The following is a 26049-nucleotide window of genomic DNA, read 5'->3' as shown; positions in this document are numbered from 1 at the left end:
CACGGACTCGGATTGTCCCGCCGGCCGGTGCCGCCTGGGCGGTTGTGGTCCGATCTGCCTTGACGACACCGAATGTGGCAGCCGGCAGGTCTGCGCGGGGGGCTCGTGCGCTCCCCGTCCCGAGTGCACCCAGGCCACGGACTGCGCCGAGGGCTTCGCCTGCACGGAGGGCCGTTGCCAGTGTGGCTCGGACGCGGCCTGTGCCGCCAACCAGTCCTGCCGGGAGGGCCGGTGTGTGACGGCCGCCGCGTGTACCTCGGCCGCCGACTGCCCGGCCGGACAGCGCTGCGAGGTGGTCCAGGGCGTGTGTCAGGCCCCCTGCGTCCAGGCCACGGATTGTGCTCCCGGGGTGGATCCGCGCGTGGCCTCGCTGCTGTACGTCTGCCGGGCGGGCGACTGTCTGCGCCAGTGCCTGAATGATCAGCTCTGCGGCGCGGGCTTCATCTGCGAGGCCGGGACGTGTGCCCGTGCCGGATGCACCACTCAGGCCGACTGCCCCTCGGGCCAGTACTGCACCAGCGCCACCGCGGGCCGCTGCCTCGAGTACCAGGCCTGTGGCTCCACCGCGGAATGTGGCCCCAACACCGAGTGCCGGGCGTTTACTTCGTCCACCTGTCCCCCGGGCTTCGACTGCGCGACGAAGATCTGCCAGGAGCTGCCGCGCTGCCTGTTGGACACGGACTGCTCCGGCGCCGCGTACTGCCGGGACTCGCACTGCCAGCCGGGCTCCGTGTGCACGGACGGCAGTGAGTGCGCCCCGGGCTTCACCTGTGTGGCGAGCCGGTGCGTTCCGGGCGGCTGCCGGGGACATGCGGACTGTGCCTCGGGCCAGGCCTGCACGGATGGCACCTGCCGCTCCCCGCCCCCGGTGGCCAATATCGTCTCCATCGCCCTGAGCCCCCGCGTGCTCACGCTCGTGGTGGGGGATACCGCACAGCTCTCGCTGGTGGCCTTCACACTGGACGGTGCCAGCTTCCCGCTCTCGACGGGCAGCTTCTCCGCGGTGGACGCGAGCGGCTCGCCGAGCAGCGCGGTGACGGTGTCGTCCTCGGGCCTGGTGACGGCCGTGTCCGCTGGAACGGTGCGCGTGCAGGCCAGGCCCGTGGGCGCGGCGGTGTCTCCCCAGGAGGCCACCCTCACCGTGCTGCCCGTCCTGGAGAGCGGCCGGCGGCTCATCGTGGTGGACGCGGCCTCCCGGCGCCCGCTCGCTGGGGCCGAGGTGCTCGGCTGTGACGCGCCTCCCGCTTCCGGTCCCTGCCCCGCTCCCGTCACGGTGACGACGGATGCGGCCGGCGTGGCCCTCTTCCCTGGTTTCACGGGCGCCACCGCCAGCTTCTCCGCCGCCTCGGGCGAGCTGCGAGCGGACGGGCGCCCCCGGTATGACCGCGTCTCCGTGGTCGCCACGCCCGCGCGCGACGTGCTGTTGCCGCTCGGGGAGAACCCCGTCCATGGCGCCGCCGGCTTCAACGCGGGCATCAGCTTCAACGAGGTGCATTCCTCCGGCGAGCTCTCGCTCGGTGTCTCGGTGCTGTCCGCCGGGGATCCGACGGCGGTGGACCTCTCCAACCTCTTCGGGGAGACCTTCCTCGTTCCCCTCCCCGGCCTCACCCAGCGCGTCCCCGTTCCCGGTAGCGTGGTGGCGTACGCGTCCCTCGGGCTGGCGGGGAACACGGAGCTCAAGGCGCGCTCGTACGGACTGGGACAGGCCGGACGACGCACCGCGGTGGCCTTCGCCGGCAAGCTGCCGCTCTCCCGGGCCACGAACCTCCGCGCCACGGACCTGCTCGCCTACACCGGCGCGATGGACTACGCCCTCCAGGCCTTCACCCCCATCACCCACCTGTCCTACGCGCCGGACGACACGGATCTCGATGGGGATGGTCTGTGCTCGGACACCACGCGCTGCACGGGCAGCGAGGATCTCCCGGCCTACAGCCGCTTCACCGGCCTCACCCACCGCCCCCGCCGCGAGCAGCTCCGCCGCACGGAGGTGGTGATCCCCCACCTGCCCTCCGGGTTCGACACGGCCGTGGTCGCCGCCGTGGAGATGTCCTCCGAGGCGGGGCTCATGCCCGTGGGGCTCGCCTCCCAGACGGCCGGAGCGGCCCAGCCGGATGGGACCCGGCCCGTCCCGCCGGTACTGCTGCGCAGTGGTGCCCCGTACGGCGGGGCGGAGGCGGGCTCACCCGGAGTGTGGGTGTTCGCGACGTCCGCTACCTCGGGGGCCTCCGTCAGCGGGAGCATCGTCCGCGCGGCGTCGCTCCCCACCCGCGTCTCCGTGCCCGCCTTCCTGCCCGTGCCCACCGCCGCCTACACCCCCGCGAGCCGCACCCTCACCCCCTCGGCGACGAGCTGGAATGCCCTGGCCGGAGCGGGCGCGGGGCTCGCCCGGGTGACGCTCACCGGCGCCCAGGGGCGGCACGTGGTGTTCTTCGCGCTGGTCGCGGGCGGAGGAGCCCTCCAGGTGCCGGACTCGCCCGCCGGGGCCGGTGCGGATCCCGCGGCGGAGAGCGGGGTGTCCCTGGAGGTGACGGCACTGCGCCTGGCCGCGGGGGTGTCGGCCGAGGGTCTCCTGGATGCTCCGGGGGCGAATCTGCTCCAGCTTCCCGTCGTGCTGGACGCCTACTCCCGCTCGCGAGCACCGTGAAGTTGCACTAACCTCGCGAGTTGATAAGCCGAGCCCCCCTTTTCTTCGGAGTTCACGCGAGATGCACAAGGATCCCATCATCGGCATCGACCTCGGCACGACCAACTCGTGCGCCGCGATCGTCGAGGACGGTGGGAACGTGAAGCTCATCCCCTACAAGGGCGGCGAGTACACCATCCCCTCCATCTTCGCGATCGACGACAAGGGCAACGAGTTGATCGGCTACGAGGCCAAGCGCCAGTGGCAGCTCAACCCGAAGAACACCATCTACGGCTCCAAGCGCCTCGTCGGCCGCACCTACAAGAGCGACATCGTCGACGCGATGAAGAAGGTCGTGGCGTACTCGGTGCGCCCCGGCAAGAAGAACGACGTCGTCCTGGACGTGGGCAAGAAGGAGTTCTCCCTCCAGGAGATCAGCGCCAAGATCCTCAACAAGATCCGTGACGTCGCCGCCAACTACCTCAAGACGCCCATCAAGCGCGCGGTCGTCACGGTGCCGGCCTACTTCAACGACCGGCAGCGCCAGACGGTGAAGGAGGCGGGCAAGCTCATCGACCTCGAGGTGGTGCGCATCATCAACGAGCCCACCGCCGCGGCCCTGGCCTACGGCGCCGGCAAGGGCGTGAACAAGAAGGTGCTCGTCTACGACCTGGGCGGCGGCACCTTCGACGTGTCGATCATCGAGATCCGCGATCGCGTCTTCGAGGTGAAGGCCACCGGCGGTGATGTGTTCCTCGGCGGCATCGACTTCGACAACGCCATCATCCACCATGTGCTGACGGACTTCGCGTCGAAGACGGGCATTGATCTGGCCACGGATCCGGTGGCCATGCAGCGCATCAAGGACCTCGCCGAGCGCACGAAGATCGATCTGTCGGCGCGCGATGACGTGCAGTTCAACATCCCCTTCATCACGATGACGGCGCAGGGCCAGCCGCTGAACATCGAGATGAAGTTCACGCGCAAGATGCTGGAGAAGCTGACGAACCACCTGGTGGATCGCACGCTCCAGATGGTGGCGCGGGTGCTGGTGGACTCGGGGCTGAGCACCAAGGACATCGACGAGGTGCTGCTGGTGGGTGGGCAGACGCGCATGCCCATCGTGCAGGACCGGCTGACGAAGTTCTTCGGCAAGACGCCGAGCAAGGGCGTCCACCCGGACGAGGCCGTGGCCGTGGGCGCGGCGCTGTACGCCAAGTCGCTGGAGGACAACTCGAGCATGAAGCTGCAGCTGCTCGATGTGATTCCGATGGCGATCGGCCTGGAGCGCGCGGGCGGGGCGTTCCACACGGTGTTCCCACGCAACGCGCCGATTCCGAACGCCAAGCAGGTGGTGGCCACCACGAGCATGGACAACCAGACCGAGCTGGCCATGCGCATCTTCCAGGGCGATCACGAGATGGTCGCGAAGAACGACATGCTGGGAGAGTTCACCTTCTCAGGGATCCGCCCGGCGCGGGCGGGCACGGTGCAGGTGGAGATCACCTTCGACGTGAACGTGGAAGGCATCCTCACCATGCGCGCCAGGGATCCCGCCACCGGCCGCGAGATGAAGACCACGGTGCGGGTGAGCTGATCGGGTTCTGGCGCGCCTGTGTTCCCTCCGCGCCTATTTCCCCTCGCCCTCCGGGAGAGGGACGGGGTGAGGGTGCGTGCTCATCTGGTTCCAGATCCGTGTGAGCACGGCCTCCGTCTCCTGCAGCACCTCCCGATTCGAGAACCGCAGCACCGTCAGCCCGTGAGACGCCAGGAACGCCGTGCGCTCCGCGTCTCGGGCCCGCTGTTCCGGCTGCGCATGGTCATCCCCGTCCAGTTCGAGCACCAGCTTCGCCTCGTGTGAATAGAAGTCGAGGATGTACGGGCCGAACTGGTGCTGACGCCGGAACTTCACTCCCACCAGCCGACGTGCCCGCAGCAGTCGCCACAGCAGGGACTCGGCATCCGTGGTGTCCGCTCGGAGCCGCCGGCACAGCGTGAGCAACCCGAGTCGATCCAGTTCACCGTGGGACGATCTGTACACGCACCCTCACCCCGTCCCTCTCCCGAGGGGAGAGGGGAAATTGGCTCCAGCCCATCCAAATGAAAAACCCCCGTGCCTCGGTGGGCAACGGGGGCTCTTCTCCGCCGGGAGAAGCATCGGCTATGCCGACTTCTTTTCCTTCTCCATCACCAGCTGGGGCGGCTCGTGCTTGGTCACCACCGTCTCGGTGATCTTGCACTCCTTCACCCCATCCCGGTACGGGACGTCGTACATGATGTCCAGCATCGCGTCCTCGAGGATGGCTCGCAGGCCACGCGCTCCGGAGTTGCGCCGCATCGCTTCCTTCGCGATCGCCTTCAGCGCCTCCTTCGTGAAGGTCAGCTTCACCTTCTCCATCTCGAAGAGCTTCTGGTACTGCTTGATCAGCGCGTTCTTCGGCTGCGTGAGGATCGTGATCAGATCCTCTTCCTTCAGGTCGTTCAGCGTCGCCACCACCGGCAGACGGCCGATGAACTCGGGAATCATCCCGAACTTCATCAGATCCTCCGGCTCGACCATCGCCAGCAGCTCGCCCACGCTGCGCTCTTCCCGGTGGGTGATCTTCGCCCCGAACCCCAGGCCCTTCTCGCCCACACGGCGCTTGATCACTCCGTCAATCCCGTGGAACGCGCCGCCGCAGATGAACAGGATGTTCGTCGTATCAACCTGCACGTACTCCTGCTGGTTGTACTTCTTCCCACCCCGCGGCGTCACATTCGCCCGCGTGCCCTCGATGATCTTCAGGAGCGCCTGCTGCACGCCCTCGCCGCCCACGTCGCGCGTGGCGCTCGGCGTGTCACCCTTGCGCGCGATCTTGTCGATCTCGTCGATGTAGACGATGCCCCGCGCCGCCTTCTCCACGTCGTAATCCGCGTTGTGGAGCAGGTTCTGGATGATGTTCTCGACGTCCTCACCCACGTAGCCGGCCTCGGTGAGGCTGGTGGCGTCCGCGATGGTGAAGGGCACGTTGAGGAAGCGCGCCAGCGACTGCGCCAGCAGCGTCTTGCCGCTGCCCGTGGGGCCCACCAGCAGGATGTTGCTCTTGCTGAGCTCCACATCCTCCGAACCCGAGGGCTTCATCCCCGGTCGAGGCCGTGCCGCCGGCTTCTTCTGGTAGATGCGCTTGTAGTGGTTGTAGACGGCAACGGAGAGGACCTTCTTCGCCTGGTCCTGACCGATGACGTAATCGTCGAGGAACGCCTTGATCTCCATCGGCGTCGGCAAGCTGACCTGCGGCTTGCCTTCCTCGCGCTCGTTCTCGTCCGCGATGATGTCGTTACACAGCTTGATGCACTCGTCGCAGATGTAGACCGTCGGGCCCGCGATGAGTTTGCGGACCTCGCGCTGCGACTTGCCGCAGAACGAGCAGGACAGGTTGACGTGGTGCTCCTTCTTCACTGCCGCCTCCGAGTTCACCGACCCCGGTTCCCCGGAGCCTACCTAGCCGACCACCCTCACCACACCCAAGTTGCCTGGCTGCCCACGTCTCGAACAGCCGTCCGACAAAATATAGGCTCCGGTTGAATCCGCAGGAAGCCCATCTCGGATGTGTCGACCGGCGGGCTGTGCACCGCCGGACGAGGTCAGCGTTGAGTAACACTCGTTCAGGCGTCATTCACGCCCGAAGCGAGCTCCTCCAGGTCCTCGGCCAGGGTGCCCGCCCGCTCAGCGATGGCGTGGGGTACCCGGCGACACCCGGACACCTCGGCGGCCAGCTTCCGCGCCATCTGCGCCAGCTTCCTCACCTGCTGGCTCTCCGGGGGCGGCTCCGGGGGCGGCTTCGGGAAGCGCTCCACGAACTCCTTCTTCAGCTCGTTGGCCGGCTTCTCCGCGTTCCAGATACTGTCACGCAGTGAACGATACTCCTGCGGCGAGAGCTGTCCACGCTCCTCCGCGTCCGCCAGGACCTCGATGACCTCGAAGGGGGGCGCCTTCTCGGGGAAGTCCGGCTGGGACACCTCCTCGGGGGCCTCGTGCTTGGCCAGGAAGCTGAACGAGCGCGTGAGCTTGAGCACCGTCTGCTTCTTGATGTGCAGCTCCTTCAGGGCGTACGCCTCGAAGGAGTTGTACCCCCAGGCCTCCCACAGGTTCTCGTCCCGCACCTGCACCAGGAGCTTGCCCAGCTCGGCCCAGGTGGACTTGAAGCGCTTGGCCGCCACCAGCACGGTGTGGCGGAAGGTGCCCGGGGGCACGGAGGCGGCCTTCTTCTCGATGTCGATTTCTGCGGCGGTCACCATGCCCACCTGTATCGGGCAGGAAAACCGGGGGGGCAAAAAACCAGCCTGCTACATCCTACATCCGCCCCTCATTTCTTACCGATGGTGAACGCCAGGTTCACCGTCGCCCGCTCCCCCTTGTAGGGCTTGAAGGGCCACTTCTTCATCTCGGTCAGCAGGCAGTCGAAGAGCGGGCCCTTCTTCAGCTGTGGATGGTCCACCCACAGCTGCGCCACCCGGCCGTCGTTGCCGATGGTGAACTCGAGCGGCACCTTGGCGGCGAAGCCCGGACGGCGCTCGGCCTCCTCCTTGAAGCACCGGTACAGCGTGCTCTGGCTCTGCTTCACCACCTTGTTGATGGCCGCCTGGTCGTAGTTGACCTCCGTGGACATGCCATCCGCGTCCGTGATCACCTTGCCCGCCGGGCGCCCACCCGTCGGAGGACGGCGATCCGGCTTCGACACCGCCGCCGACGCCACCTTCTCCGGCTTGCTGTCCGGTCTGGTGGCCTCCGGCTTCTCCGGCGCCGTCTCGGTGGGCTTGCTGGGAGGCCGCTCCGCCGTCTGCTGCTTCGGCTCGCCGGGGTACTCGAACAGCTCCTCGGGCCTGGAGCGCTTCGCCACGGTGATGACCGGCGTGGACACCTCGATGGAGAGCTCGTCCCGCTCGACGCCCGGCAGGTACACCGACGAGTAGCGGGCGATCTGCCACGCCCCCGCCCCGAGCCCGCCGAGCACCACCGCCGCCACGGCCGCCGCGAACAGCCGCTGGCGCATCCGCCGCGCGCGCAACGCCCGGGCCTCCGCCTCCACGCGCTGCTTCGCCGCCGCCTTGGACACGTGCAGCTTGAAGGCGTCCAACTCCTCGAGCTTGCGGAAGCCGCTCGGGCCGGTGGCGGACACCTCCGTCTTCCCGGTCACCGCGCCCGCGTACAGCTTCTCCACCAGTTGGTGGCCAGTCAGGGGACCGAGGACGAGGTCTCCCTGGCGGTAGAGCCATTGGGAATCGAGCTGTTCACGCTCGAGATCATGGAGGTCTTGTGCGGCCGACATGGGCCGGGAAGTATCCCAGGCCGCACGGGACACCACAACGCCCCTTCCACTCCCTCCCGCTCGCTCCCCCCTACCCTCCGTGAAAAGAACCCCCGCCGCTCTGTGGATCTGGTACCGCGGCACCCACTTCCGTGGCTACCAGCGTCAGCCCGAAGGCCCCACCGTCCAGGAGACCCTCGAGGCCTCGCTCCGCAAGGCCGGGGTCCCCTACCCCGTCATGGGCGCCGGCCGCACCGATCGCGGCGTCCACGCCCGCATGCAGGTCGTCAGTGTCCGGCTGCCTCCCTGCTACACCTCGGAGATGCTGTCCGAGCGGCTCCCGCCCCATGTCCCGCCGGATCTCGGCCTGTGTGTCGCCCGGCGTCCGCCCGACGGCTTCCATGCCCAGTGGAGCGCCGTGGGCAAGGAGTACCGCTACCGCATCCAGCTCGGTGGCACCCCTTCCGAGCCCTGGCGGCCCTTCGTCATGGAGCCCTCCGCCGAGCCCCGCCTCCTGGAGGGCCGTGCGCTGAAGCCCGAGCGCGTCGCGGAGTTGCTCGGCGCCGCCGTGGGCTGCCGCGACTTCCGCGCCTTCCACGAGAACTCCAGCCTGTGCAAGCCCCGCACCCTCGAGTCCGCCACCTTCCACGAGCTCGGCAACGGCCTCTTCGAGGCCCGGCTCCGGGGTGATGGTTTCGGGCGCTACCAGGTGCGCTACCTCGTGGGCTCCACCCTGCTCACCGCAGCCGGCGTCCTCTCCGAGGAGCTCTTCCGCTCCGCACTCGACAGGGGCACCTCCATCCCCGGCCTCAAGGCCCCGGCTCAGGGACTCCTGCTCTGGGAGGTGCTCTACCCGCCCGCCGTGGATCCGTTCCCCGCCGAGGAGCGGGCCCGCGCCCCGGGTCTCCCCCTGGCGCCTCCCTTCTCCCTCTCGGCTGACTCGGACTCCGCGGCCGCCGCCTAGTCCACCAGGCGATCCTCGTACTTCGTCAGCAGATCCGAGATCGCCTCCCGCAGGTACTCGCTCTGGCGGATCCTCGTCGAGCGCGACAGCTCCTTCAGTGCATCGAGCTTCTCGCGGTTGAGACGGAACACCACCGAGGTCAGGCGAGGATTCATGTCCATGTGCGTTGTCTCCTACAGGTGCGCACAAAGTCTCACAGACGCATCGGATCGCAAGAAAATCCCCGTACCCGTTGGATCATGTGGGGATCGCCCGGGATCAGAAGCCGATCACGGGCGCTCCCGCGCACGCCGCGCTCTGCTGTAGATCCGATCCGCGCACGGATCCAAATACCGGCCTGTGATCACAGAGGGGAAGCCGGGGTGCGAGATACCCTCACCCCGTCCCTCTCCCGGGGGGCGAGGGGAGGTTTCCGCGGATCAGGAACGGATCAACAGACGGATCAATGGGGGATCAGGGCCGGATCAGCGCGGGATCACCTGGTGGATCAGGTTTCAGCTCACCACGGGCAGCGGGTGGGCGTCCGCGGGCCTCTGGATGCCCGCCGCCTCGTTCATCCGCCCCGAGCGGAACGGCTCGAGGTCCAACGCCACGAACTTGAACCCCAGCGCCTTCAGCGCCTTGTCCACCTCGCGCCGCAGCTCCGCCGACAGGAAGCGCTCGTACTCCTCCGCCGCCAGCTCGATGCGCGCGATCTCGTCGTGGTAGCGCACCCGGAACTGCCGGAAGCCCCGCTTGCGCAGCTCCGACTCCGCCCCGGCGATCTGGAACAGCCGCTCCCGCGTCACCGACGTGCCATACGGAATCCGCGACGCCAGGCACGCCATCTGCGGCTTGTCCCACGTGGGCAGCCCCAGCGCGTGGCTCCACGCCCGGATCTCCTCCTTCGTCAGCCCCGCCTTCGCCAACGGCGACTGCACCGCGTGCTCCTTCGCCGCCTGGTGCCCCGGCCGGTGATCCTTGAAGTCGTCCGCGTTGAAGCCGTCCAGCACCACCTCCAGCCCCAGCTCCTTCCGCTTCGCCTCGCAGAGATCGTACAGCTCCGTCTTGCAGAAGTAGCAGCGGTTCGTCGGGTTGGCCGCGTAGCTCGGGTTGGCCAGCTCGTCGCTCGACACCACCACGTGCCGCGCCCCCAGCTTCGCCGCCAGCTCCCGCGCCTCCCGCTCCTCCTCCGGTGCCACCGAGGCCGACAGCGCCGTCAGCGCCAGCGCCCGCTCCCCCAGCTCCTCCACCGCGATCCTCAGCACGAACGTGGAGTCCACCCCTCCCGAGAACGCCACCAGCGCCGAACCGTGCGCGCGCAACGCGGCACGCATCGCGTCCAGCTTGGGGCGGGAGGAGTCACACAGGGCCTGGATGCGCTCGGGGGTCAGCATGGGGGCACCTCTATAAACGAAGAACCCCCGGGTTGCCCGCGCAACCTGGGGGTCCTCGATGCTCCCGGGCCCGTGCCCCTCCCTCGCCAGGAGGGAGATGGGCCGCCCGGCTAGCGGGCCTTGCGCTTGGGAGCCGCCGCCTTCTTGGCCGCCGGCTTGGCCACCCGGGCCGCCCGGGCCGCCGGACGCGCCTTGGCGCCCTTGCCCGCCGCCGCCTTCGGCGCGGGAGCCGCCGCCTTGGCCGCCGGCGCCGCCTTGCCCGCCTTCGCCGGAGCCGACGACACGCGCGTCACCTCCGTCTTCGTCGGCGGCTGCGCCTTCATCTTCTTGCCCGTGATGATCTTCAGCTCCTCGACCGTCACGTACCCGAGGTCCAGCAGCGACTGGAAGATCTTCCCCGCGCCGTCCTCCACGCTCTCCACGTCCGAGTGGATCACCACCTCGGCCGAGGCCGGCGGCTCATACGGCTCGGTGATGCCGATGAAGTTGGGGATCTCCCCACTCAGCGCCTTCTTGTACCGGCCCGTGCTGTCGCGCTCGATCAGCTTCTCGGTCGGGCAGTCCACGTACACTTCGATGTAACGGCCGATCGTCCGGCGGTTGTCCTCGCGCCCCGCCTTGTACGGGCTCACGCACGGCACCAGCACCGCCACGTTGTTGCGGGTGAGCAGCCCGGCCACATACCCCAGCCGGCGGACGATGGTGTTGCGCTCGTCCTTGCTGTCTCCCAGTCCCTGCCAGAGATCGTCCCGGAGCTCGTTCTCGTCGAGTATCTCCACGTTGCGATCCACCTGCCTGAGCCGGGCCGCGATGTAGGCAGCCATCGTACTCTTGCCGGTCCCGGACATGCCGGTCAGCCAAACGGTAAAACCAGTCGTCTGCGCCATAACGGGTCCCAAACTCCCTGCGCCTCCAGGAGGTTACATCCGTGCCCCCCAAGAGCGCGGCAGATCAAAAGTCGGGGGCGTTATAGACGAAGATCCGGTGCTTTGACAATTCGCACCCACCTTTCCGCAGGTAGGGGGGGCAGACGGCCAAGTGCCCGCCTTCTCAAGGGATTTCCAAGGGTTGATCCGTCTCGAAGTCAAGTAAAAGCGGACGACCTTGAAAAAATCCGCACTCCCACCAGAAAATTTTCACATCCCTGACGGACGCGGAGTGGAGAGCCATGACGAGGTAGGAAACCCCCGGGAGCAGAGGTGCTCCGTCCGGAGCGGCCTGGCGTCGGTCCTCGTCGGAGAACTCCGCACCTGTGTCCACATGGGAGTGGAACACACAGGCCACGTGCTCGCCCCGGGCCTCCGCTTCCATGAGGACGCCGAGCCACTCGCGGGGCTCGAACGCGTAGGCCGTCCGGGAGGTGCGAGGAAAACGCACAGGATCCTGGGCGTGGAGGTCGTCCTGGGCGTTGCGCAGGGGGCGGACCCGCCAGGGCCCCGACTCCCCGGCCCGTAGCAGCACCCCACAGCCCTCCCGCGGGTAGCAGGACGCCAGGTGTCGGATGACGTCCGACAAGTCTTCCGGCAGCGGGGGGCTCACGCGGGCTCCTGGATCAGCCACACCGGCCACAGCGCCGCACCGGCAGGTCCGTCAGCAGGCCCGGTGCCTCCCATCCGCGGGCGCCCAGCACCGGCTCCATCCCGAGCAGCAGCCGCTGGAGGATCAGCGCGCCCAAGGCACCCAGCCCCACCCCGAGCGCTCCCGAGGGCGGAGCCCCCAGCCCGGCCGTGGTGGCCTCGAAGCATCCGGGACACCCCGAGGCGCCCCGGAAGACGGCCACGCCCCGTGTCCCATCACCGCCCAGCGCCACCCAGGGGCCCTCGCCGTCCCATACCGCGGGCAATTCGGCCAGCCGCCCCGTCCCGCGCGCGGGCAGCGCGTCCGCGTTCACGTCCGGCAGCACCCGCGTGAGGACCTCAGCACCCGGCCGGCCCACCTCGTCCGCCCGCACGAGGAAGCCCTCGGCACCGGGCAGCAGGGGCTCGGGGCCTGGCTCCACCGCCGTGCCCCCGGCCGCCACGTACGCCGCGGCCGTGAGCCCCGCCACATCCGCCGCCTTCAGCCGCACGCCTCCCGCCAGCAGCTTCTCCTGCCCTCGCCCCCCCACCTCGCGCAGGAGGATCTGCCTCGAGTAGCGGAGGATCTGCTCCTCGCGCAGCGCCATCGCCCTACCCTCCCGCGATCGCCGGAATGAGCGTGATGCGGTCCCCGTCCGCCACCGGCGTGGACAGCTCCTGCAGGAAGCGGATGTCCTCGTCGTTGAGGAACACGTTCACGTAGCGCCGCACCGCGCCCTTGTCGTCGAACACCCGCGCGCCAATCCCCGGGTGCGCCTTCTCCAGGTTGTTCAGCACCTCGCCCACCGTGGCGCCCGCGACGCGCACCTCGCCCTTGTTGCCCGTGAGGCTCCGCATCGTGGTGGGAATCCGGATCGTGGCCATCTCTCAGGCTCCTCCCTGCTTGCGCAGCAGCAGGCGGTGGGTTCCATCGCCCCGAGGCTCCAGCACGAGCACCTCGTGGCCCTCCTCGCGCGCGTTGCGCGGGACGTTCTTCAGCGGCTCGTCTCCCCGCAGCACCACCTCCAGCACCGCGCCGTCGTCGAGCGCCTCCAGCGCGAGCTTGGTGCGTACGTAGGTCATCGGGCAGACCTCGCGGGTGATGTCCAGCGTCCGGGTCACCTCGTGCATCGGGCACTCTCCTCGGTGAAGACGGGTGGGCGCGGTCGGGAGCAGCCCTCGCAATCGGGAGCCCGGCGCACGCGCACCTGACGGCCCCGCAGCGTGGCGCCATCGAGCACGTGCAGGGTGGCCGTTCCGTCCGCCACCGGAGCCGATCCCGTCAGCCGCTCCAGCACCAGCATGGCCTGCAGCGCCCCCACCAGCCCCGCCATCGAGCCGAGCACCCCCGCCTGGGCACACGTGGGCACCGCGTCCGGCGAAGGAGGCTCCTCGTAGAGACAGCGCAGGCACGGCCCGCCGGGCTCCACGCGCATCGCCTGCCCCTGCATCCGCAGCACCCCGCCGTAGACGAGCGGCACTCCCGCGGCCACCGCCACATCCGACAGGAAGAGCTTCGTGGACGTGCCATCGGTGGCATCCACCACCGCGTCATGGGCCCGGAACAGAGAGGCGGCGTTGCGATCGTCCACCCGCTCGGCGAGTGCCTCCACCCTCAGGGCCGGGAAGGCCCGCCTCAGTCCCTCCGCCGCCGACTCCACCTTGTGCCGGCCCACGTCCGGTGTGCGGTGCCAGAGCTGCCGGTGGAGGTTCGTCACGTCCACCCGGTCCGGGTCCACCAGCGTCAGGTGCCCCACCCCCGCGCGCGCGAGCGCCAGCGAGGCCGGACAGCCCAATCCGCCCGCGCCCACCACCAGCACCCGTGCCGAAGCCACTCGTTCCACGCGCGCGACCCTCGCCGAGCCCCTGTCCGCCGTCAACCCCGCTGGCGAAAAGCCGCCCCGGCCCGCACCCGAACGAATATCGTCCCGCCCCGCTCCGTCGCCATCCCGAGCACCTCCACCCGCCTTTCCTGAGGACCCATGAGACACGCGCTCGCCCTCCTCGCCGTCGCCCTGCTCGCCACCGGCTGCCCCAAGAAGACCGGGGAGAACCAGCCCGCCGACAACCCCTCCGCCAACGATGCCGGCCCGCAGACCGGCTCCACCGGGGCCACCCTCACCGCCCCCACCAACGCCGGCCCCAAGGGCCAGGGAGACACCCAGGCCACCACCGAGGCCTGCGTGGACCGCTGGCTCCAGGAGCACAAGCTGGATCGCTACGGCAACGCCGAGGGCACCATGTACGCGGGCGGAACCCCGCTCTTCAACGAGGCCACCGGCGAGTCCCGGGACCGGCTCGAGTACGTCTTCGCGCGCCAGCCCGAGGCGCGCAAGGCCTGCGCCACCCCGTCCGCGCAGTAGCCCCCGCCGCCTCCCGGCACCAGGGAGGCAGGCATCCGCTGAAGTGGTGGTATTCCCGAGAACCCGGCAGGTCCCTTAAGCTGCCGGTCCGATGGAACCCGCTCTCGCGCTCGACGACCACAACCCCGACTCGCACCGGCGTGCTCGCGTGCGGGCGGTGCTCGATCGGCGCAAGCTCACCGACAACATCTCCGCCGAGCAGGCCGCCGCTTCCTGGGAGCAGGATCGCTTCGTGGCCCGGGCCCGCGCCCTCTTCTTCGCGCGCCTCTGCTTCCTCACCCTGGGCCTGGCCATCCTCGCCGTGCCCGCGTGGTCCCGCTACTTCAACTTCCAGGGCAACTTCGCCTTCGCCGGCTACTTCGCCATGCTGCTCTACAGCGTCGCGAACTACACGGTCATCGACCACCCCAAGGCCGGCCGCTGGGTGACGTACATCACCCTGTGCTTCGATCTGCTCATCGTCGTGGTGCTCATCAACAAGCCCCAGGTCGGTGGCGGTCTGCAGAGCCCCCTGCTCGGCACGCAGCTGCTCTTCACCACCCTCTTCGCCATCCTCTTCCCCAAGCCCATCGCGATCCTCCCCTCCATGCTGGCGCTGCCCATCACCGCCCGCCTGGATCTGCTCCTCAATCGCGAGGTCACCGCCGTCGAGGTCCTCACCCTCCTGTGGTACTCGGCGCTCAACTTCACCATCGTCTACGTGCTCGTGTACCTCAGCGAGCGCGAGGCCGCCTCCCACCGCGAAGTGGTGGAGCTCCAGGGCGATCTCAAGGAGCTGGCCGTGGTGGAGGAGCGCAGCCGCCTGGCCCGCGAAATCCACGACGGCCTGGGCGCCTCGCTCTCCTCGATGATCATCCAGGCCGAGTTCATCCTCGGCATGGCGAAGGACGACTCGCTGCGCTCCGAGATCCAGGAGCTCAAGAGCACCGCCGAGGAGTCCATCGAGGAGCTGCGCCGCAACCTGCAGATGATGCGCGAGGACTTCGAGCTGACCCAGGGGCTCGAGGACTACGTGAAGACGTTCGGCGATCGCACCCAGGTGGACCTGCGCTTCGAGCGCACCGGCCTGCCGCGCAAGCTGTCCCCGGATGCCCAGCTCGCCCTCTTCCGCATCCTCCAGGAGTGCCTGTCCAACGCCGTCAAGCACGCCCAGCCCAGGCAGGTACAGGTGAAGCTCGACTACGACCTGGACACGGTGCACCTCTCCGTCCGCGACGACGGCAAGGGCTTCGATCCCAAGCAGACGCCTCGCGGCCACTACGGCCTGCTCAACATGCGCGAGCGGGCCATGAAGCTCGGCGGTACCCTCATCGTGGACTCGGCGCCAGGTAACGGCACCCGCGTATCCTTCTCCCTCCCCTCCAGCCCATGACCGACGCCACCGCGCCCTCCCCCATCCGCGTCTTCGTCGTCGAGGATCAGACGAAGATCCTCAAGAACCAGCTCCGCCTGCTCGAGAGCAACCAGGACATCACCATCGTGGGCACCGCCCTGTCCGGCGAGGCCGCGCTCGAGGAGGTGCCCCGCGTCACCCCGGACGTCCTCCTGCTGGACCTGGGCCTGCCCCGCATGAGCGGCATCGACGTCACCCGCGAGGTCAAGGCGCGCTGGCCCCAGGTGGAGATCCTCATCTTCACCATCTTCGACGAGGAGGACAAAGTCCTCGAGGCCGTGAAGGCCGGCGCCTCGGGCTACCTGCTCAAGGGCACGCCCGCGGACAAGATCATCGAGGCCATCAAGGAAGTGCGCGCCGGTGGCACCGTCATCCAGCCGAGCCTGGCGCGCCGGCTGCTGCGCCACTTCCGCGTGGAGCCGGACTCCAGCCCCGTGCCCACCGAGCCCGTGGCCCCGCCCGCTCCCGCCGCGCCCGAGACTCCCGAGCCGCCCGCCGCGGCCGCCGCCTCCGAGGCCAGCGAGCCCCTGCTCAAGCCGCTCTCCAATCGCGAGACGGAGCTGCTCCAGCTCATCGCCAAGGGCGTGTCCAACAGCGAGGCGGCCCGGCTGCTCAACCTCTCCAAGGCCACCATCCGCACCCACCTCGAGCACATCTACCGCAAGCTCGAGGTCACCAACCGCGTGGAGGCCGTCACCGAGGGCATCCGCAAGGGCCTCATCTCCGTGTGACGGGCCCAGGCCTTCCCCGGAGTCTCACCAGGCGGCGGTGATGCCCGCGATGATGCTCGAGTAGGACTCCTCGGCCACGCCGTTGTCCGTCCAGCCGCGCCGGGAGCCCTGCCCCGTGAAGCGATCCTTGTAGGACTCCAGCCGGAAGCGCGCGGAGTAGCCGAACGGGCCCCACAGGTCTCCCGCCACGCCCAGCTCCGCCGCCCAGCCCAGGCTCGACACCGCGTCGCCGTAGTCACGCACCTCGGCCACCCGCGAGCCATCCGTGTCCGCCCAGAGCGACTGCCCGGGGTTGGGCCGCAAGAAGAGCTGGCCCGCGCCCTCGATGCGCACCGCGCGCATCAACGGCACCGACACGTCCAGCCCCACCGCCGGGTAGAAGCGGTGAACCACCGGCAGCGGCGTCTCCAGCCGCTCGCCCACGTCGAACTCCCGGCCGAGCGCCCCCAGCCGCACCCCGGCATGGCCCCACAGCGGCGTCGCCTGCGTCCCCAGGTCGAAGAAGTAGCGGTACGCCAGCATGGCCCCATAAGCCGTGTCCGTCGCGTACACCTCGCGCTCGGGCGTCTCGCCAATGGGCGTCGACACCTGCACCGTCGTCCGCGCGAAGCTGCGCTGGAAGCCCAGCGTGAGCCCCACGCCCCGCAGCAGCGTCGGCCAGTGCGCCAGCGGGAACACCTCCGCCTCCGCGGCGAGCCCCGCGTACGGCGCGTTCGAGGTGAAGTCCGCGATGTCCCCCAACTGCTGCTCCGGAGGCAGGGCGTCGTACTCGCTGCACGCCATCACGCCCGGCCGCGCGCAGTACCGGCGCCACGTCACCGCCGCCCCGAGCAACACCTTCACCCGCGGCGGCAACCGGCCCGCGTCCGATGCGGTGCCCCCCTCCTCGGGGAAGCCTCCGCCACTGCCCTCGAGCTCCGTGAGGTACGTGTGCGACTCCTCGTCCAGCTCCTCCCAGGCGGGCACCGGGGCGGACTTCGCCTCCGGAACGAGCACCGGCTTCGGCGCGGGGGGCGTGGCCTCGGCCCTCGGCGCGGACTCCATCGGACGGGCCGGCTCCACCGCTTCCGGCTCGGCCTGACCCGCCGCATGGGGCTCGGACGCGGGCGGCTCCACCGCGGGCGCCGGCTGGGGCGCGGGCGTGGGGCTCGCCACGGATTCGGACGGCTCGGGTGCCTGGGTCTCGGACGGCTCGGGGGCGGGCGGGTTCGAGACCAGCACCACCTCGAGCACCGCCCGGGTGAACTTCTGGGCCTCGTACTTCGGCAGCAGCCCGCGCTGCAGCACGAACTCCCCGGTCCACACCTCGTGGCCTTCCGCGTCGAGCAGCCGGGCGTTGAAGGTGCTGTAGGTCCGCCCCGCCGAGCCCGTGAGCACGGCGTCCACCTCGAGCTTCGGCGCCAGACGCGCCACCACCCGGGGATCCACCGAGGCGGGGCCTCGCATCTTCAGCTTCGCGGCGGCCATCGCCCAGACCGCGGGCGGCAACACCTTCACCTTGCGCGTCTTGCGCAACAACCCCGTCACCTGGGCGCGCAGCTTGTTGTTCTTGTCTCCTTCGAGCGCGGAGACGGCCACGCGCTCGGCGCGCGCGGCCTGCGAGGTGAGCATCAGGGCCAGGGCCAGCACCACGCCCCAGCGAGACAACCAGCGTCCAGAGGCCATCATGGATGGCCAGCAGACTCACCCACCGTATGGGCCGTTGTCCAGGCTCGTGGCGCCCGGGCGTCAGACCTCGGCGACCGTTGGTCCAGGAGCGATCACTGGCTGCGGCGCCGGAACCGGCTGGGACACCGCCACGGGCACCGCCACCGGCACGGGCACGGGAGCGGACACCGCCGGCAGCACGGGCGGCAGGATGCCCAGGAAGTCACGCCGGTAGATGCGCACCATGGCCATGAAGAGCGAGGCGATGAGCGGCCCCACCAGCAGCCCCATCATCCCGAACACCGCCAGCCCGCCGAACATGGACAGGAAGACCAGCAGCGGGTGGAGCGCCATGCGCGAGCCGCACAGCTTCGGCCGGATGACGTTGTCGATGCTGCCCACCACGAAGGCGCCCCAGGCCAGCAGGAAGACGCCCTCGTTCACCTTGCCCGTCATCAGCAGCACCCCCCCGATGGGGCCCCAGACGAGCGCCGTGCCCCCCACCGGAACCAGCGACACCAGCACCATGGCCGCGCCCCACACCCCCGCGTGCGGCACCTTCACCAGCAACAGCCCCACCAGCCCCATCGCCCCCTGCACGAAGGCGGTGATGGTGTTGCCGTAGACGATGGCGTGCGCCACGTCGGTGAACTCCTGCGCGAACGCCTGGATGTAGCGCTTGTCCAGCGGCACCAGCTGCGTGGACTCGGCCCACAGGCGGCGGCCATCCAGGAAGAAGTAGTACATGGCCACCGTCATCAGGAACAGATCGATGATCAGCTCCGTGCCGGCCCCCAGCAGATCCTTGAGCACCGAGGCCCCGCTGGTCATCGCCCCCATCAGCGCCTCCTCCGTCCGCGAGCCGTGCAGGTTCGCCGGCACGTAGCGCCGCAGACCCCTCGGCAGGCTCGCGGCGAGCTCGCCCTGCTCCATGCGGTCCACGAGCACCTGCGCGTGCTCCATCAGCCCGAGCATCTCGCGCGCCACCAGCCAGCCCACCACCGCCAGCGGCACCAGGATGAGCAGGAAGACGGCCACCGTGGACAGGCCGGCGCACAGCGAGGGGTACGCCCTCAGCCGCGTGCGGAACAGGACATCCTGCAGCGGCCGGAACAGCACCACCAGGAAGCCCCCCAACAGCACCGGCATCAGGAAAGGAATCAGGATTCTCGAGAAGAGAATCAGCGCCAGGGCGAACAGCCCGGCGAAGATAAGATTGGACCACCGCTTCGTGTCGAGCCCAGTCACGCCCACCCCTCCCCCACGACACACCCCACGACATCCCGCCCAGGACGCGACAGAACGTAGGAACGTCGCTTCTCAGCGGGAAGCCGGGGGTCCCTACCCGAGGTAGACGATCCATGACTTCTGGACGCTTCCGCTTCCCCACCTTGACCCTCACGTTCGCCGGAGCGCTCCTGCTCGCCTCCGGGTGTGGGGGCACCTCCCAGGGCTGCATCGACTGCCCGCCCATGGAGGGCCGCTACGGCCTGGCCCTGGACCCGGGGACACTCCCCTCCGCCTGCGAGGGCGTGCCGGTGGATCTGCCCGTGGGTCCCATCGACGTGAGCCGCCAGGGCAGCGACGTCACCGCGAACCTGGATCGCATGACGCTGCGCGGCACGCTCTACGCGACGTACGACTTCAGCCTGGTGGGCAACAGCCTGGGGCAGGACATGGATGGGGGGACCCGGGGGCCCGACTCGGCCATCCTCTCCGGGCGCTACATCCCCGCGATCGGGGATGGCGGCGTGCCCAGACTGGTGGGGGACTGGCAGGGCAACTACTCGAGCACCACGGCCGGCAATACCCGGCGATGCTCGGTGACCCGCTCCTTCACGGCGACCCGCCAGTAGGCAGGCGAGCGTGCTCGCGTGGAGCGGGTCCGAGGCAACCGAGCGAGATTACTTCTTCTCGCCCTCGGCCGCCTTGGCCGCCTTGCGCTTGAACTGGCGCTTCCACTTCTGCTTGATCTTGTTCTGAACGCGGCGGTGCTTGCTCTTGCTGCGGGCCATGTAGGCGTCTCCTGAGAGAGGTAGGACAAACGAGGGGCGCCTAACTACCAGAAGATCCACCGGATGAGGAGTCCTCGATATCGTCCGGTGCCGGACGGGTGGGATACGGGATGCCCTCGGCCCCCCGGACCTCGGTGGGGAGCACCGCTCCGGCCGTCACCTCCCCCTCCTTGTCCACGTCCGCCGGCTTGTCCCGGCCCACGGGGGCGCTCGTCTGCTGGGGGCGCTTCTTCACCGAGGCGAAGATGGGCCGGCAGGCCTGCACGAAGCGGCGCACCTCGTCCAGGGGCAGCGCCGGGACGTAGTTGTCGTTCACCCCCTTCATGGAGGTGGCCATGCACATGGCGTTGAGGATGGCCTCCTCGGTGGCCTCCATGACGGCCTCGTAGAGGGGGTCCAGGCGCTGATCCAGGAGGATCTTCAGCTTGTAGACCATCTTCTGGGTGCGCCGGGGGATGATGTTGGCGGTGGAGAAGCCGACGACGATCTCCCCCGAGCCGTGCGCCGCGTAGCTGCCCACCCGGCCGATGCCCAGCGACACGCGCTTGCACAGGCGGTTGATCTGATGGCTGAGCAGCGGGGCGTCCGTGGCCACCACCGCGATGATGGAGCCGTACGTCTGCCCGCGCCGGGGCGTGTCCTTGAACTTCTCGGCGAGCACCTCGCCCACGGGCAGGCCGCCCACCCGCAGGTTGTGCATCTTGCCGAAGTTGGACATGACGAGGACGCCCAGGGTGTAGCCGCCCAGGGCCTCGGGGAGCTTGCGCGAGGCGGTGCCGATACCGCCCTTGAAGTCGCACGTCACCATGCCGGTGCCACCGCCCACGTTGCCCTCGGGGACGGGGCCTTCCGAGGCATTGCGGATGGCCTCGAAGACGTGCTCGGCCCGGACGTGCCGGCCGGAGATGTCGTTGAGGTAGCTGTCGTCGCACTCGCCGACGATGGGGATGATGACGTCGTGCTCGTCACCGATGCCCGGGTACTGCTCCACCATGTGGCGGGCCAGGGCGTCGGACGCGGCGCCCACGGACATGGTGTTGGTGAGGAGCATGGGCGTCTCCACCAGGCCCCACTCCAGGAGCTGCGTCATGCCGGCCACCTCACCGGCGCCGTTGAGCACGAAGCCGCCCCCGTTCATCCGCTCCATGAAGATGTTGCCGCGGTTGGGGAGGATGGCGGTGACGCCCGTGCGCACGGGGCCATGGCCCGGCCGCAGCGGCCCCTCGCCCCGGATGATGGTGCTGTGCCCGACGAGCACGCCCTCCACGTCGGTGATGGCGTTGTGCCGGCCCGTCTTGAAACGGCCCAACGGGATGCCCAGCTCCCGGGCTCGGACGCGCTTCTCGGTGGGCTCGCTCTCGGGTGGGTTGGCCATGGGGCGCCAACCTAGCCGAGGCGCTCTCCCGGTCAATTGCTCGTTGCGCGCATCAGCCCTCGTAGCAACAGACGCGTCTGCTCCAGGGCCAGTGTCTCGGCCTGCGCGACGGTGATGACCCCCGACATCTCCAGCTTCCGGTCCACCAGCAACGAGCTCAGCCCGTGCACCAGCGACCAGCACGTCAGCGCGAGCGGCAGGGGCTCGCCCTCGCGGAACACGCCGGCCCGCTGACCCTGGGTGATGGAGTCCACCAGCAGACCGAACGAATCCGTGTCCCCGCCGGGCGGGCCCAGCTTGGGAGGCTGCGTGAAGTGCGGCCCGAACATCACCCGGAAGTGCGCGGGGTGCTCCACGGCGAAGAGCACGTAGGCCACGCCGCACTCCGCCAGACGGCCCTCGGGCGACGTCTCCCGGGCCATGCGCTCCTTCATCCGGGCCGTCATGACGCGGAAGCCCTCCTCGGCCACCGCCACCAGCAGCGCTTCCTTGTCCTCGAAATGACGGTAGGGCGCCGCGTGCGTCACCCCCGCCCGCCGGGCCACCTCCCGGAGCGACAGCGCCCCGAAGCCCTCCTCGGAGATGAGCGCCAGCGACGCGTCCAACAGCGCCCGGCGCAGATCTCCATGGTGGTAGTGGGGCTTCTCCGCCGTCTTCTTCCGGGTACCACGCATGGCCATGGCACGAAATGTAACCACCGTTCACGTCCCATGTGAACGGTGGAAACTTCTTCCCCTCTACTCCGAACCCCAGGTGGCATCGCGGATGAGACCATCGATCTTGCTGGGCGAGAGATCCCGGGCCACGACGTCCTGCCCCTCGTTCAACGGCCAGTAGCCGACGAGCCCCTGCTCGTTGCCCGTGAAGGTCCGATCCTTGTCCGCGCGGACCTCCTGCTGGCCACGGGGCAGGTTCCAGATGCGCACGTCGCGGATGTCTCCCTGGAAGAAGCGCTCGCGCCCACCGCCCCGGGCGCCAATGGCCCAGGAGCCATCCACGAAGAAGGCGCCGAGCGGCTGGGGCGCGGACGCCACCAGCTCGCCATCCCGGTAGAGCACCCAGCGGGCACCGTCGTAGACGCCAGCCAGATAGACCCACCGGCCCACGTCCGAGGGGGGAACGTCGGCGCTCGTGGAGAAGTCCTGCCCGTTGAAGGAGCCGACCTGGTACTTCCCGCCGTTGATGCGGAGATAGACCTCGGCGGGAGGCGAGTTGGTGTGGCCGTGGACCACGATGTTGCGGATGCCATTGAGGGACCGCGGACGGATCCACGCCTCGATGGTGATGGGGCCGAAGAAGATCAGCTCCCTCGGGTTGCCCAGCTCGATATAGGACTCCTTTCCATCGAGGGTCAGGAACACCTGCTTCGCCGGGGCCTGTCCCGCCTCGCCCGCGCCGCCCACGCCCTTGTCTTCGTCACCCCGGCCGCGCAGCGCGAGGAAGGTGCCCAGGGCGATGACGAGGATGCCGGCGGCTAGCGCGATCCACGCGAGGGGCCACTTCCTCTTGGGCGCGGGAGCCTGGGGAAGTGGGACCTGGAAGCTCGCCGAGGGCCCGACGGTAAACTCCTCGTCGGGATTGGCCACGTTCACCATGGAGAGATGGAAGGCGTGCTGCCCCTGGGGCGTGCCGGGAGGAACGTTCACCTTCACGGTGTACTGGTGGGTGCCATCGGGAGGGAAATCGCGCTCCGCCTCCCCGTCGAGCGCCAACCAGTCCCGCGAGGTCGTTCCCTCGGGCTCGACGACGGCCCGGCCCCGGACCGGCCGCCCCAGCGCATTGGAGACCGTGAAGGTGAGCTCTCCCCGGCCCGAGCCGTCCAACCGGATCGAGGAAGTGGACGTGGTAATGGCGAATCCGCGGACCATGCGCGCCTCCCTTGAAGACGAGTGCCTGTCTTCCACTTCAAGGGTGGAGATGGGCCGGAAAGGACGTGATGCCCTGGAGGGCAGGATGCGGCTCCCTCCACGGACGAGGAGACGGGCCCTCGGCTCCTTGTCGAACCCGGGGTGGGAAGCCATCATCCGCCCATGATGCCGATTGCCGCCGCCGCGCCCCCGCCCTCCCCTGGAAAGCCGTCCTGGCTCAACGCCTACCGCGACTTCACGAGGGACCATGGCTTCCAGCCGATGAGGCTCGAGGGCCGGCTCCCCGAGGACTTGAAGGGCACGCTGGTGCGCGTGGGCCCGGTGAGCTTCGGCGTGGGCGAGCAGCGCTATGGCCACTGGTTCGACGGGGATGGCGGCGCGCTGGCGGTGCGCTTCGCGGAGGGTGGTGCCTGGGGAGCGGCCCGGGCGATCGACACCCCGAGCATCCGGGCCGAGCGCACGGCGGGCAAGGTGCTCTACAGCAACTATGGGACGGCGGCGCCCTCGCTGTGGCGCCGGATGTTCGGCGGGACGAAGAACGCGGCCAACACCTCGGCGATGACGTGGAACGGGCGGCTCTTCGCGCTGGTGGAGTCCACCATCCCCACGGAGCTGTCCCTGGAGGACCTGCGCACCCTCGGAGAGACGACGTTCGAGGGCGTGGTGGGCCCGGCCTTCTCCGCGCACCCGCACCGGGTGGGCTCGCGGCGGGCGGCGTACAACTTCGGCGTGCACTACGGGCGCGTTCCCCTGCTGGACCTGTACGAGCTGCCCGACTCGGGCCCCATCCGCCGGATGGGCAGCGTGCCCCTGCCCGGGATGGTGATGATCCACGACTTCATCGCCACCGAGCGGCACCTGCTCTTCTTCGTGGCCCCGATGCGCATCCGCATCTTCCGGGTGCTGCTGGGCCTGGGCAGCTTCTCGGACAACTTCGATTGGCGGCCGGAGCTGGGAACGGAGGTGCTCGTCATCCCCATCGACGAGCCCTCGAAGGTGATGCGCTTCCAGGCGGAGCCCTTCTACACGTGGCACTTCGGCAACGCGTTCGAGCAGGACGGGCGCATCGTGGTGGACTCCGTGCGCTACCCGGACTTCGGCACCAACCAGTGGCTGGCCGAGCAGATCCACGGGTGGGCCTCCACGGACGCGCAGGGCCGGCTGCACCGGACGACGATCGACCCGAAGGCGGGCACGCTGCGCACCGAGCAGATCTCGGATCGGCGCTGCGAGTTCCCCGGGGCCACGCCGTTGCTCTCGGGGGCGCGCCACCGCTACGTGTACCTGGCGGCGCACTCGGGGCAGAAGGCGTGGCGGGGGCCGCAGGACGCGCTGGTGAAGGTGGACATGGAGACGGGCCGGGAGACGGTGGTGACGCTGGGGCGCGAGCACTACGCCTCCGAGCCCGTGTTCATCCCGCGCCCGGGCGGCTCGGCCGAGGACGATGGCTGGCTGCTCGCCCAGACCTACGACGCGACGAGCGACCAGACGTACCTGGCGGTGCTGGACGCGAGGACGCCGGAGGCGGGCCCGGTGGCGCGAGCCTGGCTGGACCACGGCTTCCCGTTCACCTTCCACGGCACCTGGGTACCGGCGGCGTAGCGTAACCCGATGGCGTCACTGGCCAGCCGGGCCGGGCTCCTCGTACGATTCCGGCATGACGACCTCCGCCGCCGTGAAGTCCGCTGGAGAGCACCCGCTGCTCGCCACCCTCCGCCAACTCGCGCCCAGGGTTGCCGCCCGCTCCGAGGAGATTGAAACAGCCCGCCGGCTGCCAGCCGATCTCGCCCAGGAGCTGGCCCAGGCCGGGCTCTTCCGCATGGTGGTGCCCGAGGCCTACGGAGGCCTCGAGCTGCACCCGGCCGTTATCATCGAGGCCGTCGAGATGCTCTCACGGGCGGACGGCTCGGCGGGCTGGTGCGTCATGATCGGCGCGTGCACCGCCATGTGCTCGGCGTGGCTGCCCGAGCCGCAGGCCCGCGTCATCTATGGAGCGCCGGACGTCATCACCGGCGGAGTGGCCGCCCCCATGGGCCGTGCCGAGCTCGTCGAGGGAGGCTACCGGGTCACCGGGCGTTGGCCCTGGGCCAGTGGGAGCCAGAACTGCCGCTGGCTCGTGAGTGGCGCGGTGGTGACGAAGGACGGTGCCCCCCAGATGCGTGGGCCCGTGCCCGAGGTGCGCCTGTTCTTCTTCCCCAGCTCGGACGTGACGCTGCACGACACCTGGCACGCCTCGGGCCTGTGCGGCACGGGCAGCGGCGACATGGAGGTACGGGACGTCTTCGTGCCCGCCGATCGGAGCATGTCGCTCGTCACCGAGCGCCCGCGTGTCGCTCGGCCGCTCTACGCCTTCCCCGCCTTCGGACTGCTGGGGGTGGGCATCCCGGCCGTCGCGCTCGGAATCGCCCGCCGCGCCATCGACGAGCTGACGGCCCTGGCGAGCCAGAAGAAGCTCATGGCGCACGGTGGCCAGTTGCTGGCCAGGAGGGCCGCGGTGCAGGAGGCGGTGGCCGAGGCCGAGGCCACGCTGCGTGCCGCGCGCGCCTTCCTGCTCGAGACGGTGCACACCACCTTCGAGGCCGCCACGCGCGGCGAGGTGACGGTGAAGCACCGGGCGGAGCTGCGGCTGTCCTATACGCACGCCATGCGGAGTTGCGCGCGCGTGGTGGACCGGATGTACGACGCGGCGGGAGGCACGGCCGTCTACCGCGCCAGTCCGTTGCAGCGCTGCCTGCGCGACATCCACGTGGCCACGCAGCACGCCATGGTGGCCCCGGCCACGCTGGAGCTCATCGGCAGCGTGCTGCTCGGAGTGGAAGCCAACACGGTCATGCTCTGAGCGGGCCG

Annotated in this window: 27 protein-coding genes; 9 read left to right on the top strand and 18 right to left on the bottom strand. The window is 69.5% G+C overall.

The features are described 5' to 3' along the window. Positions 1 to 235: 235 nt before the first annotated feature. Both VFZ09_RS05635 and VFZ09_RS05630 read left to right on the top strand, forming a co-directional pair. Entirely contained in the window at positions 236 to 2647 is a 2412-nt protein-coding gene (locus VFZ09_RS05635) for a hypothetical protein (protein WP_329726441.1), read from the top strand. Between the two features lie 61 nt (positions 2648 to 2708). Then, the gene (locus VFZ09_RS05630; RefSeq protein WP_329726440.1) at positions 2709 to 4223 is read left to right on the top strand and encodes an Hsp70 family protein; all 1515 of its coding nucleotides are present in this window, start codon (positions 2709 to 2711) and stop codon (positions 4221 to 4223) included. 33 nt (positions 4224 to 4256) lie between these two features. Here VFZ09_RS05630 and VFZ09_RS05625 read toward each other — a convergent pair whose 3' ends face one another. The 4 genes from VFZ09_RS05625 to VFZ09_RS05610 all read right to left on the bottom strand — a co-directional run bounded on the left by VFZ09_RS05625 (position 4257) and on the right by VFZ09_RS05610 (position 7935). Continuing rightward, on the bottom strand, positions 4257 to 4667 hold the full coding sequence (locus VFZ09_RS05625; RefSeq protein WP_329726439.1) for an endonuclease domain-containing protein: 411 nt from the start codon (positions 4665 to 4667) through the stop codon (positions 4257 to 4259). Positions 4668 to 4787: 120 nt separating this feature from the next. Beyond that, positions 4788 to 6065, bottom strand: coding sequence for an ATP-dependent Clp protease ATP-binding subunit ClpX (clpX, locus tag VFZ09_RS05620; RefSeq protein WP_204219198.1), 1278 nt, complete (start codon positions 6063 to 6065; stop codon positions 4788 to 4790). A gap of 206 nt (positions 6066 to 6271) precedes the next feature. Further along, positions 6272 to 6904 (bottom strand): hypothetical protein, encoded by a 633-nt coding sequence (locus VFZ09_RS05615; protein WP_043395457.1) that lies wholly within the window; start codon positions 6902 to 6904, stop codon positions 6272 to 6274. A 68-nt stretch (positions 6905 to 6972) separates the two neighbouring features. Further along, on the bottom strand, positions 6973 to 7935 hold the full coding sequence (locus VFZ09_RS05610; protein WP_329726438.1) for an AgmX/PglI C-terminal domain-containing protein: 963 nt from the start codon (positions 7933 to 7935) through the stop codon (positions 6973 to 6975). Between the two features lie 79 nt (positions 7936 to 8014). On the opposite strand from VFZ09_RS05610, the gene VFZ09_RS05605 reads away from it, so the two are divergent. Continuing rightward, positions 8015 to 8878: a tRNA pseudouridine(38-40) synthase TruA gene (locus tag VFZ09_RS05605; RefSeq protein ID WP_329726437.1), complete on the top strand. Its 864-nt coding sequence runs from the start codon at positions 8015 to 8017 to the stop codon at positions 8876 to 8878. Here the strand turns inward: VFZ09_RS05605 and VFZ09_RS05600 are convergent. The 8 genes from VFZ09_RS05600 to VFZ09_RS05565 all read right to left on the bottom strand — a co-directional run bounded on the left by VFZ09_RS05600 (position 8875) and on the right by VFZ09_RS05565 (position 13654). Continuing rightward, positions 8875 to 9039, bottom strand: coding sequence for a ribbon-helix-helix domain-containing protein (locus VFZ09_RS05600; RefSeq protein WP_073562486.1), 165 nt, complete (start codon positions 9037 to 9039; stop codon positions 8875 to 8877). The genes VFZ09_RS05605 and VFZ09_RS05600 overlap by 4 nt on opposite strands. Positions 9040 to 9372: 333 nt before the next feature. Next, positions 9373 to 10254 (bottom strand): ATP-dependent sacrificial sulfur transferase LarE, encoded by an 882-nt coding sequence (gene larE / locus VFZ09_RS05595; protein WP_329726436.1) that lies wholly within the window; start codon positions 10252 to 10254, stop codon positions 9373 to 9375. Between the two features lie 110 nt (positions 10255 to 10364). Further along, on the bottom strand, positions 10365 to 11141 hold the full coding sequence (cysC, locus tag VFZ09_RS05590) for an adenylyl-sulfate kinase (RefSeq protein ID WP_329726435.1): 777 nt from the start codon (positions 11139 to 11141) through the stop codon (positions 10365 to 10367). A gap of 163 nt (positions 11142 to 11304) precedes the next feature. Continuing rightward, positions 11305 to 11793 (bottom strand): M67 family metallopeptidase, encoded by a 489-nt coding sequence (locus VFZ09_RS05585; RefSeq protein WP_329726434.1) that lies wholly within the window; start codon positions 11791 to 11793, stop codon positions 11305 to 11307. Positions 11794 to 11806: 13 nt separating this feature from the next. Further along, positions 11807 to 12418 (bottom strand): ThiF family adenylyltransferase, encoded by a 612-nt coding sequence (locus tag VFZ09_RS05580; RefSeq protein ID WP_329726433.1) that lies wholly within the window; start codon positions 12416 to 12418, stop codon positions 11807 to 11809. A 4-nt stretch (positions 12419 to 12422) separates the two neighbouring features. Beyond that, complete coding sequence (locus VFZ09_RS05575) at positions 12423 to 12695, bottom strand: ubiquitin-like small modifier protein 1 (RefSeq protein ID WP_329726432.1); 273 nt, start codon at positions 12693 to 12695, stop codon at positions 12423 to 12425. Positions 12696 to 12698: 3 nt separating this feature from the next. Then, on the bottom strand, positions 12699 to 12941 hold the full coding sequence (locus tag VFZ09_RS05570; RefSeq protein WP_047858212.1) for a sulfurtransferase TusA family protein: 243 nt from the start codon (positions 12939 to 12941) through the stop codon (positions 12699 to 12701). After that, complete coding sequence (locus VFZ09_RS05565; protein WP_329726431.1) at positions 12929 to 13654, bottom strand: HesA/MoeB/ThiF family protein; 726 nt, start codon at positions 13652 to 13654, stop codon at positions 12929 to 12931. Before VFZ09_RS05565 ends, VFZ09_RS05570 begins: the two co-directional genes overlap by 13 nt. Before the next feature lie 138 nt (positions 13655 to 13792). On the opposite strand from VFZ09_RS05565, the gene VFZ09_RS05560 reads away from it, so the two are divergent. The 3 genes from VFZ09_RS05560 (at position 13793) to VFZ09_RS05550 (ending at position 16297) form a co-directional block, all read left to right on the top strand. After that, positions 13793 to 14173: a hypothetical protein gene (locus VFZ09_RS05560; RefSeq protein WP_329726430.1), complete on the top strand. Its 381-nt coding sequence runs from the start codon at positions 13793 to 13795 to the stop codon at positions 14171 to 14173. Between the two features lie 91 nt (positions 14174 to 14264). Further along, the gene (locus tag VFZ09_RS05555) at positions 14265 to 15545 is read left to right on the top strand and encodes a sensor histidine kinase (RefSeq protein WP_329726429.1); all 1281 of its coding nucleotides are present in this window, start codon (positions 14265 to 14267) and stop codon (positions 15543 to 15545) included. Next, on the top strand, positions 15542 to 16297 hold the full coding sequence (locus VFZ09_RS05550) for a response regulator transcription factor (RefSeq protein ID WP_329726428.1): 756 nt from the start codon (positions 15542 to 15544) through the stop codon (positions 16295 to 16297). Before VFZ09_RS05555 ends, VFZ09_RS05550 begins: the two co-directional genes overlap by 4 nt. Before the next feature lie 24 nt (positions 16298 to 16321). Here VFZ09_RS05550 and VFZ09_RS05545 read toward each other — a convergent pair whose 3' ends face one another. Beyond that, entirely contained in the window at positions 16322 to 17965 is a 1644-nt protein-coding gene (locus VFZ09_RS05545; RefSeq protein ID WP_329726427.1) for a hypothetical protein, read from the bottom strand. Positions 17966 to 18025: 60 nt separating this feature from the next. Next, positions 18026 to 19192, bottom strand: a complete 1167-nt coding sequence (locus tag VFZ09_RS05540) for an AI-2E family transporter (RefSeq protein WP_329726426.1) — start codon at positions 19190 to 19192, stop codon at positions 18026 to 18028. Between the two features lie 113 nt (positions 19193 to 19305). On the opposite strand from VFZ09_RS05540, the gene VFZ09_RS05535 reads away from it, so the two are divergent. Next, positions 19306 to 19800: a hypothetical protein gene (locus VFZ09_RS05535; RefSeq protein ID WP_329726425.1), complete on the top strand. Its 495-nt coding sequence runs from the start codon at positions 19306 to 19308 to the stop codon at positions 19798 to 19800. A gap of 48 nt (positions 19801 to 19848) precedes the next feature. Here VFZ09_RS05535 and VFZ09_RS05530 read toward each other — a convergent pair whose 3' ends face one another. From VFZ09_RS05530 to VFZ09_RS05515, 4 genes are read right to left on the bottom strand one after another with little or no spacing between them, the layout of a single operon-like run. After that, the gene (locus VFZ09_RS05530) at positions 19849 to 19959 is read right to left on the bottom strand and encodes a hypothetical protein (protein ID WP_047858218.1); all 111 of its coding nucleotides are present in this window, start codon (positions 19957 to 19959) and stop codon (positions 19849 to 19851) included. A gap of 40 nt (positions 19960 to 19999) precedes the next feature. Further along, on the bottom strand, positions 20000 to 21334 hold the full coding sequence (locus VFZ09_RS05525) for a P1 family peptidase (RefSeq protein WP_329726424.1): 1335 nt from the start codon (positions 21332 to 21334) through the stop codon (positions 20000 to 20002). Positions 21335 to 21366: 32 nt separating this feature from the next. Beyond that, on the bottom strand, positions 21367 to 22014 hold the full coding sequence (locus tag VFZ09_RS05520; protein ID WP_329726423.1) for a TetR/AcrR family transcriptional regulator: 648 nt from the start codon (positions 22012 to 22014) through the stop codon (positions 21367 to 21369). A 57-nt stretch (positions 22015 to 22071) separates the two neighbouring features. Further along, positions 22072 to 23202: a LamG domain-containing protein gene (locus tag VFZ09_RS05515; RefSeq protein WP_329726422.1), complete on the bottom strand. Its 1131-nt coding sequence runs from the start codon at positions 23200 to 23202 to the stop codon at positions 22072 to 22074. Positions 23203 to 23364: 162 nt separating this feature from the next. Here VFZ09_RS05515 and VFZ09_RS05510 point away from each other — a divergent pair, with 162 nt between their 5' ends. After that, positions 23365 to 24804 carry a carotenoid oxygenase family protein gene (locus VFZ09_RS05510; protein WP_329726421.1) on the top strand — a complete coding sequence of 480 codons (1440 nt, stop codon included), beginning with the start codon at positions 23365 to 23367 and terminating at the stop codon, positions 24802 to 24804. 55 nt (positions 24805 to 24859) lie between these two features. Beyond that, on the top strand, positions 24860 to 26041 hold the full coding sequence (locus tag VFZ09_RS05505; RefSeq protein ID WP_329726420.1) for an acyl-CoA dehydrogenase family protein: 1182 nt from the start codon (positions 24860 to 24862) through the stop codon (positions 26039 to 26041). Positions 26042 to 26049: the final 8 nt, after the last annotated feature.

Source organism: Archangium sp., assembly GCF_036277355.1.
GTDB lineage: Bacteria > Myxococcota > Myxococcia > Myxococcales > Myxococcaceae > Archangium.
Note: the sequence above shows the minus strand (reverse complement) of the source record. Positions and strands in the feature narration are given on the sequence as shown.

Coding starts and splice junctions, on each gene's coding strand:
- VFZ09_RS05630 (WP_329726440.1), top strand. CDS start 2,709: ATGCACAAGGATCCCATCATCGGCATCGACCTCGGCACGACCAACTCG.
- VFZ09_RS05615 (WP_043395457.1), bottom strand. CDS start 6,904: ATGGTGACCGCCGCAGAAATCGACATCGAGAAGAAGGCCGCCTCCGTG.
- VFZ09_RS05610 (WP_329726438.1), bottom strand. CDS start 7,935: ATGTCGGCCGCACAAGACCTCCATGATCTCGAGCGTGAACAGCTCGAT.
- VFZ09_RS05600 (WP_073562486.1), bottom strand. CDS start 9,039: ATGGACATGAATCCTCGCCTGACCTCGGTGGTGTTCCGTCTCAACCGC.
- larE (WP_329726436.1), bottom strand. CDS start 10,254: ATGCTGACCCCCGAGCGCATCCAGGCCCTGTGTGACTCCTCCCGCCCC.
- cysC (WP_329726435.1), bottom strand. CDS start 11,141: ATGGCGCAGACGACTGGTTTTACCGTTTGGCTGACCGGCATGTCCGGG.
- VFZ09_RS05580 (WP_329726433.1), bottom strand. CDS start 12,418: ATGGCGCTGCGCGAGGAGCAGATCCTCCGCTACTCGAGGCAGATCCTC.
- VFZ09_RS05575 (WP_329726432.1), bottom strand. CDS start 12,695: ATGGCCACGATCCGGATTCCCACCACGATGCGGAGCCTCACGGGCAAC.
- VFZ09_RS05570 (WP_047858212.1), bottom strand. CDS start 12,941: ATGCACGAGGTGACCCGGACGCTGGACATCACCCGCGAGGTCTGCCCG.
- VFZ09_RS05560 (WP_329726430.1), top strand. CDS start 13,793: ATGAGACACGCGCTCGCCCTCCTCGCCGTCGCCCTGCTCGCCACCGGC.
- VFZ09_RS05555 (WP_329726429.1), top strand. CDS start 14,265: ATGGAACCCGCTCTCGCGCTCGACGACCACAACCCCGACTCGCACCGG.
- VFZ09_RS05550 (WP_329726428.1), top strand. CDS start 15,542: ATGACCGACGCCACCGCGCCCTCCCCCATCCGCGTCTTCGTCGTCGAG.
- VFZ09_RS05545 (WP_329726427.1), bottom strand. CDS start 17,965: ATGATGGCCTCTGGACGCTGGTTGTCTCGCTGGGGCGTGGTGCTGGCC.
- VFZ09_RS05535 (WP_329726425.1), top strand. CDS start 19,306: ATGACTTCTGGACGCTTCCGCTTCCCCACCTTGACCCTCACGTTCGCC.
- VFZ09_RS05530 (WP_047858218.1), bottom strand. CDS start 19,959: ATGGCCCGCAGCAAGAGCAAGCACCGCCGCGTTCAGAACAAGATCAAG.
- VFZ09_RS05525 (WP_329726424.1), bottom strand. CDS start 21,334: ATGGCCAACCCACCCGAGAGCGAGCCCACCGAGAAGCGCGTCCGAGCC.
- VFZ09_RS05520 (WP_329726423.1), bottom strand. CDS start 22,014: ATGGCCATGCGTGGTACCCGGAAGAAGACGGCGGAGAAGCCCCACTAC.
- VFZ09_RS05515 (WP_329726422.1), bottom strand. CDS start 23,202: ATGGTCCGCGGATTCGCCATTACCACGTCCACTTCCTCGATCCGGTTG.
- VFZ09_RS05510 (WP_329726421.1), top strand. CDS start 23,365: ATGATGCCGATTGCCGCCGCCGCGCCCCCGCCCTCCCCTGGAAAGCCG.
- VFZ09_RS05505 (WP_329726420.1), top strand. CDS start 24,860: ATGACGACCTCCGCCGCCGTGAAGTCCGCTGGAGAGCACCCGCTGCTC.